5 protein-coding genes are annotated in these 8950 nt (G+C 46.3%); 4 read left to right on the top strand and 1 reads right to left on the bottom strand.

The window, feature by feature from the left end:
• Positions 1-256: 256 nt before the first annotated feature.
• Both nadC and argS read left to right on the top strand, forming a co-directional pair.
• The gene (gene nadC, locus PJF56_RS06845) at positions 257-1120 is read left to right on the top strand and encodes a carboxylating nicotinate-nucleotide diphosphorylase (protein WP_283761902.1); all 864 of its coding nucleotides are present in this window, start codon (positions 257-259) and stop codon (positions 1118-1120) included.
• A gap of 29 nt (positions 1121-1149) precedes the next feature.
• A complete protein-coding gene (gene argS, locus PJF56_RS06840) occupies positions 1150-2907 on the top strand; it encodes an arginine--tRNA ligase (protein WP_283761901.1) in 1758 nt (585 codons plus the stop codon).
• A gap of 214 nt (positions 2908-3121) precedes the next feature.
• On the opposite strand, the gene PJF56_RS06835 is transcribed toward argS, so the two are convergent.
• Entirely contained in the window at positions 3122-4057 is a 936-nt protein-coding gene (locus tag PJF56_RS06835; RefSeq protein WP_283761900.1) for an Hpt domain-containing protein, read from the bottom strand.
• Between the two features lie 126 nt (positions 4058-4183).
• Between PJF56_RS06835 and PJF56_RS06830 the strand changes: the two genes are divergently transcribed.
• Both PJF56_RS06830 and PJF56_RS06825 read left to right on the top strand, forming a co-directional pair.
• The gene (locus PJF56_RS06830) at positions 4184-7750 is read left to right on the top strand and encodes a Yip1 family protein (protein ID WP_283761899.1); all 3567 of its coding nucleotides are present in this window, start codon (positions 4184-4186) and stop codon (positions 7748-7750) included.
• 308 nt (positions 7751-8058) lie between these two features.
• Positions 8059-8658 carry a superoxide dismutase gene (locus PJF56_RS06825; protein ID WP_283761898.1) on the top strand — a complete coding sequence of 200 codons (600 nt, stop codon included), beginning with the start codon at positions 8059-8061 and terminating at the stop codon, positions 8656-8658.
• The last annotated feature ends 292 nt before the right edge of the window (positions 8659-8950 follow it).

Here is an 8950-nt window from a genome sequence, read left to right as displayed (position 1 = left end):
TAGCTTAGGCTTTCAAACTATAGAATTTTCTAGGTTCGGTGGCTTCGAGAAGGGGTCAGTGGTTTGCTGCCGTCCTCTCAAGCACAAATACGAATATAACCAATCCTTTCTTGCTTTGTCAACCCTTTTTTCAAAGTTTTTGGGAATTTTTTTTCGGAAAACGCTACAAGGTATGTATATCAAGGGTTGACAGGGTTGACGAAAATGAGAGATTTTAGGGAAATTGGTCTTTTGTAGCGGGTCAGGGAAGTTGATTATGGCTTCAAGGGTATTTATGCCTATGGGGATTGGTTTGGATGGTTGGTTGATGGATTGGTTGATGGAGGATATTGGTCGAGGCGATCGCACAACCCAAGGCTTAAGTCTTCAGTCCCATCAGCAGATCGAGGGGCGCTGGGTAGCTAAAGCAAGGGGTAGAGTGGCTGGTTTAGAGATCGCCAATCGAGTCTTCCAACTCCTAGATGCCAATACCCATCTGATGCCGTTGCTATCCGAGGGAGAAGTGTGTAGTCCAGGAGAAGCGATCGCCAAGCTGGAAGGATCGTTAGCAGCTTTACTGATGGGTGAACGAGTTGCCCTAAACTTAGGGATGCGATTGAGTGGTATTGCCACAGCAACCCGTGAGTATGTGGATCGGATTGCAGATTTACCGACTCAATTTGTGGATACTCGCAAAACCACACCCGGTTTAAGAGTCTTAGAAAAATACGCTTCCCAAGTTGGGGGAGCGGTGAATCATCGCATGGGACTCGATGATGCAGTGATGATCAAAGATAACCATATTGCGGTAGCCGGGGGAATTGGGGAGGCGATCGCCCAAATTCGTCAACGAATCCCCTACCCTCTTACCATAGAAGTGGAAACCGAAACCCTGGCTCAAGTCCAAGAGGCTCTTGAACACAAGGCGGATATTATCATGCTCGATAATATGAGCGTTGAACAGATGACGGAAGCCGTAAGTCTGATTCGCCAGTCTTCCGATCGCGTCAAAATTGAAGCCTCTGGCAATGTTACCCTGGAAACCATTCGAGCCATTGCCGAAACGGGAGTAGACTATATTTCCAGTAGCGCTCCCATCACGCGATCGCCCTGGCTAGACTTAAGCATGAAATTAGGTTAAGGTCATCAGTTGCCATCCACCATACAACCATGAACGCAACCTTAGATATCCTCAGAACCCAATTTTCAGCCGCCCTTGTTGCTGCATTTGGGGATGATTTTGCCCATACCGATCCCCTTGTCTTCATCGCCAGCGATCCTCAATTTGGGGATTATCAGTGTAATCTTGGTCTCTCCTTAGCCAAAAAACTCAAACAAAAACCCCAAGACATTGCCCAAACCCTCATCAATCATCTGGACTTGGGGGAAGCCTACGAAACCCCAGAAATTGCCAAACAAGGATTTATTAATCTTAGGCTAAAACCCAGTTACCTAGAGCAGCAAGTCGCCCAACTGCAATGCGATCCTCGCCTAGGAATGGCTGCTGTTGATGAACCACAAACCGTAATTGTGGATTTTTCCAGCCCGAATATTGCCAAAGAAATGCATGTGGGACATTTGCGCTCTACCATCATTGGAGATGCGATCGCTCGGATCTTAGAATTTCGCGGTCATCAAGTCTTGCGTCTCAATCATGTGGGAGATTGGGGAACACAGTTTGGTATGTTAATTACCTATCTCCAAGAAGCTTATCCCGAAGCGCTAATCAAAGCCAATGCTCTAGAATTAGGGGATTTAGTCGCATTTTATAAACAAGCTAAAAAACGGTTTGATGAAGACGAAGAGTTTAAAGAAACCTCGCGTCAAGCCGTTGTGAAACTGCAAAGTGGCGATGAAACCAGCTATAAAGCTTGGCAGTTATTGTGCGAGCAATCGCGGCAAGAATTTCAGGTGATTTATGATTGGCTAGATATTCGGCTAACGGAACGGGGAGAATCTTTTTACAATGACTTGCTCCCGGATGTAGTTCAGGATTTAGACAATTTGGGATTACTGGAAGAAAATGAGGGCGCAAGTTGTGTATTTCTGGATGGATTTACGAATAAAGAGGGCGATCCACTACCTCTAATTGTGAAGAAATCAGATGGGGGCTATAACTATGCGACCACAGATTTAGCAGCCCTACAGTATCGGATTAAAGAGGATGGCGGTGATCGCCTAATCTATGTCACTGATGCAGGACAAGCCAATCATTTTGCCCAAGTCTTCCAAGTCGCGCAACGGGCTGGTTGGCTACCAGATAGTGTAGAAGTGATTCATGTTCCCTTTGGATTAGTGCAAGGAGAAGATGGTAAAAAACTGAAAACCCGTGAGGGAGAAACCGTTAGATTACGGGATTTATTAGAGGAAGCCCTTCGCAGAGCGCGTCAAGATTTAGACCAGAGATTAATCGCTGAAGAGCGCACAGAAACGGAAGAATTTAAGCATAATGTGGCTCAAGTGGTGGGATTGAGCGCGGTAAAATATGCCGATCTCAGTCAAAATCGTACCAGTAATTACAGATTTAGCTATGACAAAATGCTATCTCTGAAAGGCAACACCGCCCCCTATCTACTTTATGCCTATGTGCGAGTGCAAGGAATTAGTCGTCAAGGAGAAATTGATTTAGAAAATTTGCCCCCAGAAGCAAAAGTAAAATTGACGGAAACTACAGAACTTGCCTTAGCCAGATTATTACTGAAAATGAATGATATTGTTGCCCAAGTCGAGCAAGATTTACTGCCCAACCGTTTATGTAGCTATTTGTTTGAAGTCAGTCAAAAATTCAATCAATTTTACGATCAATGTCCGGTTTTGAAAGCAGAAGAGCCTCAGAAAACTTCGCGCTTAGTTTTGGCTAATTTAACCGCGAAGACACTCAAGTTAGGTTTATCTTTGTTAGGAATATCGGTACTAGAGCGGATGTAGAGCGCTGATATCAAGTCCGTTGAATCTGTTTAGTTAAAAAGCTAAATCGGTTATAGTCAAGAAGCGGGCAAGATGCCCGCACTCCTTTTCATGTGGGCGACAGCCTAAAAACTTGGGATATTTTGTAGTGAGATCGTCTCGCTCCCTAGCTCCTTACAGCAGTTTTCGCTGTTATACGGTACATTACTTGATATGATTAATTATTCATTATTGTTCAAGCAGCACCTTGTTTTAAGGTAGCAATTAACTGTTTTAACTGCTTTTTATCAAAGGAAACCATCAAGATTTTAGCTGCCGCTTCTGGTTCGAGAGTAATCGCTACCCGTTTAGCCATCGCGGATTCGGCCAATTGAGCCAATTCATTAGAAGGTTTAACCTCTTGAGTCCGTCCCACATTAACAAGTTCTGCGGCTATTTTTAATTCCTTAATGACTAAAGGCGCTAAGATTTCATAGGAGGCTTTGGTATTACTAATGGCAGTTTGGGCAGTTTCTACCAAAGCGATCCATTCAGGTGATTGCTCATCCAAATTCAACAGTCCGGAGCAAATTTCCTCCAACTGTTGACGGTTATTGGGTGTGGTTTTTTGCTTGAAAACTTGCAACATTTCCCGCAAAACACGGGTAACTTGATGAGGAAAATCGGAGCTGGTAGATAGGGGTGGAGCGCCAGGGGTAGGTGGCTCCTTTTTGGGAGGAGGAGGGACAACTTCCTCCGCAATCCCCGGGCCACCGCTATTGAGGCTGTCTAAATGGGCTTGCAGTTGTAAAAAGCGGGGTTCAGCTTCATCTAGAATCTGTTTAGCTTCATCATCACGCAGTCCAAAGGGCCCTTGAACTCGTTCGAGCAAATCTTGGAGGACATAAAATCCACTGAGAAATAAATTCTCTAGTTTGTGATCTACGGCAATTGTGGGATTTTCTTTGAGAACTTTAAAACTATCCTCAAGGCGATGGGATGTTTTCTGAACACTGCTAAAGCCCAACATCGCTGCACCACCCTTAACCGAGTGAGCGGCGCGGAATAATTCATTGAGATTTTCTTGATCTTTCATGGTGGACTGGAGGTCTAACAGTCCTTGTTCAATGGTCTCGAGATGCTCTTTGGCTTCTTCAAGAAAATAACCGACAATTTGCGAATTAGCACTCATGGCGATCGCCCCCAAAACAGTAGAATAAATCTGAAGCTCTCAAGTTGGTACTCCCATGTTACCAAGTCGGTGTACAATCGGAGCCAAAATCATTCAGGATGCAACGGCTTTAGCCCCCTAAAACCCATGACTGATACTGCCCTCGATCAATTTTGGCATCTCGTTAGTAGTGCGTTAACCCTCAATCCAGAAGCCTTTGAACTGATCAACACCTTACCGTTAGGGGGTAGGGTTGCCCTCATTGTGGTACTGGCTGCGGGGATGGCTCAGGCGATCGGTCAATCGATTGTTCTCTACATCAATCAAGTCAAACCGATTCGCTTTGGATTTAGTTTAACCTGTTCCACCTTTTTATTTGCGATCGCCTACGGATTCTGGGCCCTCAGTGTCTGGTTTGTCGGCAACCTCTTATTTAACCTCAACACCGAATTCAGGAACGTTGCCCACATTATTGGACTCAGCTACGCCCCTCAAATGTTCGGTTTCCTCACCGCTATCCCTTACTTAGGAGTCCCCATAGGGGTAATTCTCTCCATCTGGAGTTTCCTCGCTGTTATCGTTAGCTTTGAAGTCCTCACCCAACTCGACACCTGGCCCGCATTTACCTGCGCAGTCTTCGGATGGCTCTTCCTGCAACTATGCCAACGTACCATTGGTCGTCCCATTACCGCCCTGGGACGTTGGCTAATGAATACAGTCGCCGGAACCCAACTGGTTCTAGGCAGGGCCGAACTAGAAGAACGAGTCAGGGCTGGATATCAAGGTCAGCAAAAAGCCAGTTGGGTCAAAGAAAAAGCCCAAGTGGAAACTCGGCGCTCTTCTCTTCCTGGCTATGCCAAAATCCTGATTGCCATCTTGATAGGTATTATCCTGGCCTTATTGCTTTCGCCCTCATCCTATGAATTTCTCAAGACTTGGTATGGGTCCTTAACTCGAACCCTGGATCTGATCATCGACCTAAGTATCATTAGCTTAATCGCTCTGGCTTTTGCCATCATCCTCACCCCAACCGAAAGTCTGGGATGGTGGGCTGGATGGTATGGAGATGAAGAACTCAGCTACCCTGGAACCCCTGTCCGTCAAGCCTCCAGTTCTACGAAAATTTCTCGCTACGTCATCTACTTGGACGGTATTTCCCAAGGAACCTACCAATACTTACCGGATGTGGAACTGCTGCTCAATCGTCTCGCCGATCGAGTGCCGGACAATATCCTGATTGTTAAGGGGATTATGCCCTATTCCGTTACTAATCGCCCCTTGACGGAAAATCGGCCGTTTGCCTTCTTCTGGCGCATTATTGATTCCATTAGACTTAGAGCGCCTGATAGTCCGATTGGCTTTATTGTCAATGTTCGTAATATTGTCGCTGTTGCGGTGGCCGCTGACCCTCGCTATGGCCCCATTCAAAACCAAGGACTGGCCCAAGTTTTATTCGAGAGTCTAATTAACTTTGGCTATCAGGTTGAGAGTCACACCCCGATCACCTTGATTGGCTATAGCGGGGGGGGACAGATGTCCATGGCGGCTGTTTCCTATCTGCATGGAGCCACCGGAGCGCCAATTGAAGTGATTTCCTTAGCGGGAGTTATCAGTGGGAATACTGGAGGGATAGAAATCGAGCGCCTCTATCACCTAGTGGGTGAAAAGGATAATGTAGAACGCTTAGGGCCGATTCTATTTCCGGGACGCTGGCCAATTATGGTGCAATCCAATTGGAATCGTGCCAAACGTCGCGGCAAAATTAGCCTGATTAATTTGGGGCCTGTGGGTCATGATGGGCCGACAGGGCCGTTGGATGATTATACGTTTTTACCCGATGGGCGCAGTTATTTAGATCAAACGGTGGATTTAATGACTGGTATCCTTTTGGAAGATTGGACGATGGGTACGAATCCGTATGAAGTGGCGATAAGTAATTATCAGCGCTATCGGAGTGTGTTGTTTAATCAACCGGAGAGTTATCCCTTTTATTACCCGATTGAGCAAACGGTTAATCCTCAACTCTATAAACCTTTAGGGATTTGGATGGGACGGTTGCTGTTGCCCAAGCCCAATCAACGGCAACGCCTGCGCGGGGTGTTGTTTGAAGTTCACCATACGGATGAGCGCTATCGCTATTTAGTGGGTCAAGTGGTGAATTTGCGTTGGAGTGACGATCCGGCCGATGCCATGTTGTTCCAGGAAGTGACTAAAGATGTGCATTTTGTGGATCAGGTGCGGGTGAGTAAACGACAGGGGAATGTGCATCCCGATCGCCTGAATCATTGGTTGGCAGTCACTCCCTTAGAATCTTTGGCCGGTGCAAGACCGGTGGATGATGTGCTGGTGAAGTTAGCGGGGCCGGTGGAGGTGCTGGAAGAGGTGGGATTACGGCCGACTTTGGAGATCCGTCGGGAACCGGTACAAATTTCGGGTCGCTTCCAGGGATTGGTGACGATTTTGGGGAGTCTGGGAGATGACCGTTTCCAGGTACGCCATTATAATCCCCAGTCGGGACACTTTGATGGGCCGGAGGAACCGGTTTATATTCCGTCTGTGGTGGCCGATCGCAATGGGGTATTGCCATCAACGAATTATCAGCTTGAACTCTCTCGTGTGAATCCCCAGGGATGGCGGATTACGGGGGCTAAAAACGATCAGGGGGAATTTGTGGTTCTGTCCCTTGCTCCAGCGAGTCTGTTTACGGTGACTCCGGATCAGATGATTGAAGGGAAACGGGATACGAAGCGCTATATTGACCGGGACTGTTGGGCGAATTTGGCGGCGAAAAAAGGCAGGATTTCTAAAGTGCTGTTGGTGAATGACCCCAATCAAGCCAGTTTAAGCAATCGCGGTATTTATGCGGGCGATCGCCTCTTATTGATTCATATGTATGGCGGAATTGGCGGCCAAAAAGCTGAGTTTGCACCGATGGGGATTTTCTTTGGTCACTTTTCCTATGGGATTGCCCATGTGATGGAAGATCCGTTTACGGGTGCGCTCAAATTCGAGATTGAATATCGGCAAATCTATACCCATAATACGGATGGTATTATTGCGGGTTCGTTGTCTTGGGAGCGCTATAGCGGCGATCGCCAATGGGGATGGATGGGATGTCGTCCCCTTGGGGATACGCTGATCAAGTTTAGTCCGTTGACGGATGACTATAATTTTGATGGTTTGCGCTTCTCGGTTCTGGATAATATCATCCTGGAATTAGATATGATGGCGGCTCGTTATCGCATTGGGGATGGGACAGGAACGACGTTTGTCACGCCGATTAATTCCTGCGTTCAGGATTCTTCCCAAGCTTTATATCGGGCGATCGAACGGACAGTCGAGCAATTTCAAGGCAATCCTGAAGTTCAACGGTGGTTAGAAGCTAATCCCAATCACGAGCAAACCCAACGGTTTCAGCAGTTGGTTCAATTGGGGCCCTCTTTAAGGCAACAATTGGCTCCTTTAAGAATTGTGCGGGAGGATTGGCGATCGGATACGGCCACATTAGGGCAATTTGCGATCGAGCAACCAGCAAAAACTATTTATAGTACGTTGGCGAGTTGGCGATCGCTGTTGCCGAAATTAGCCCATGATGTGGTCACCAAAACCTTTTTGGATCAGGGAGCAGTCTGTTGGATGCTACGCACCAATCAAGTGGGAGGCTTCGATCCCGATATTGAACCGGTTGCACCCACGGATTTTGGGTTGGGATAAGGGTTAATCGATCGTTGATGGGTCATTTATGGGTCAGAATTGGGAAACATGAAACACCAATATCCCGGAAAACTCCCCATCAATTTTGTGAACCCCTCCTATTCCCCTGTCTGCCCCCCTATACTCAATTACCGTTTTGCGTTACACTTTTACCAAGATGTAAAGATTTATGTCTGCATGGGTTTTCATCTGCAATCAGTCAATGTTACTGCTCATTGCTTAATAGATTTAGAGACTTAAATCGATATGGCTCTAAACGGAAACCCAAACTCAACCATTGAGAATACCTACTTGGAGAAAAAGACACCATGGGATACGAACAACCCGCATTACCCTATGCAAAGGATGCTCTAGCACCCCATATCTCAGCCAATACGCTGGAATTCCATTATGGAAAGCACCATGCTGCCTATGTCAAAAAATATAATGACGCAGTAGCTGGCACAGAGTATGAAAGCAAATCCATTGAAGAGGTGATTAAAGCAACGGCTGGCGATCCGTCAAAAGCTGGTATTTTCAATAATGCAGCTCAAGCTTGGAATCATTCCTTTTACTGGAATTGTATGAAACCTAGTGGTGGTGGTGCGCCTACTGGTGCTTTGGCTGACAAAATTAAGGCAGATTTTGGTAGTTTTGACAAGTTTAAGGAAGAGTTTAAAACAGCCGGTGCTACCCAATTTGGTAGTGGTTGGGCTTGGTTGGTACTGGACAATGGTACTTTGAAAGTGACCAAAACCTTGAATGCTGAAAATCCCATGACTGAAGGAAAAACTCCTCTGTTAACCATGGATGTTTGGGAACATGCTTATTATCTGGACTATCAGAACAGTCGTCCCAATTATATGACTGCTTTCATGGATAGTCTGGTTAATTGGGATTTTGTCGCTGAAAATTTGGCTAAAGCTTAGTCAATGATCAACACCAGTGAATTCTAAACACTAGTGAGTAGTAGGGGCGAACGCCCGTTCGCCCCTAAAGTTTTGTTCTATATAAAATCTAGAAAGGAAGACTATAACGATTGTCTCAAAAACGTAGAAGTTGATTTTATAGTGTTCCGAGATACAGCAGTTTTCGCTGCTATGCGGTACATTTCGATCCCCCCAACCCCCCTTAAAAAGGGGGGCAGTAAAAGTCCCCCTTTTTAAGGGGGATTTAGGGGGATCTTTTCTGACTGTACCTCATTACCGCGCGAAGCGCTGT

The sequence above is a fragment of the Roseofilum halophilum BLCC-M91 genome (assembly GCF_030068445.1).
Classification (GTDB): domain Bacteria; phylum Cyanobacteriota; class Cyanobacteriia; order Cyanobacteriales; family Desertifilaceae; genus Roseofilum; species Roseofilum halophilum.
The sequence above is the reverse complement of the archived record's forward strand: the minus strand, read 5'-3'. Positions and strand labels throughout refer to the sequence as shown.

Bases quoted from the DNA above. Each gene is read 5' to 3' on its own strand.
- argS (WP_283761901.1), top strand. From the start codon at position 1,150: ATGAACGCAACCTTAGATATCCTCAGAACCCAATTTTCAGCCGCCCTT.
- nadC (WP_283761902.1), top strand. From the start codon at position 257: ATGGCTTCAAGGGTATTTATGCCTATGGGGATTGGTTTGGATGGTTGG.
- PJF56_RS06830 (WP_283761899.1), top strand. From the start codon at position 4,184: ATGACTGATACTGCCCTCGATCAATTTTGGCATCTCGTTAGTAGTGCG.
- PJF56_RS06825 (WP_283761898.1), top strand. From the start codon at position 8,059: ATGGGATACGAACAACCCGCATTACCCTATGCAAAGGATGCTCTAGCA.
- PJF56_RS06835 (WP_283761900.1), bottom strand. From the start codon at position 4,057: ATGAGTGCTAATTCGCAAATTGTCGGTTATTTTCTTGAAGAAGCCAAA.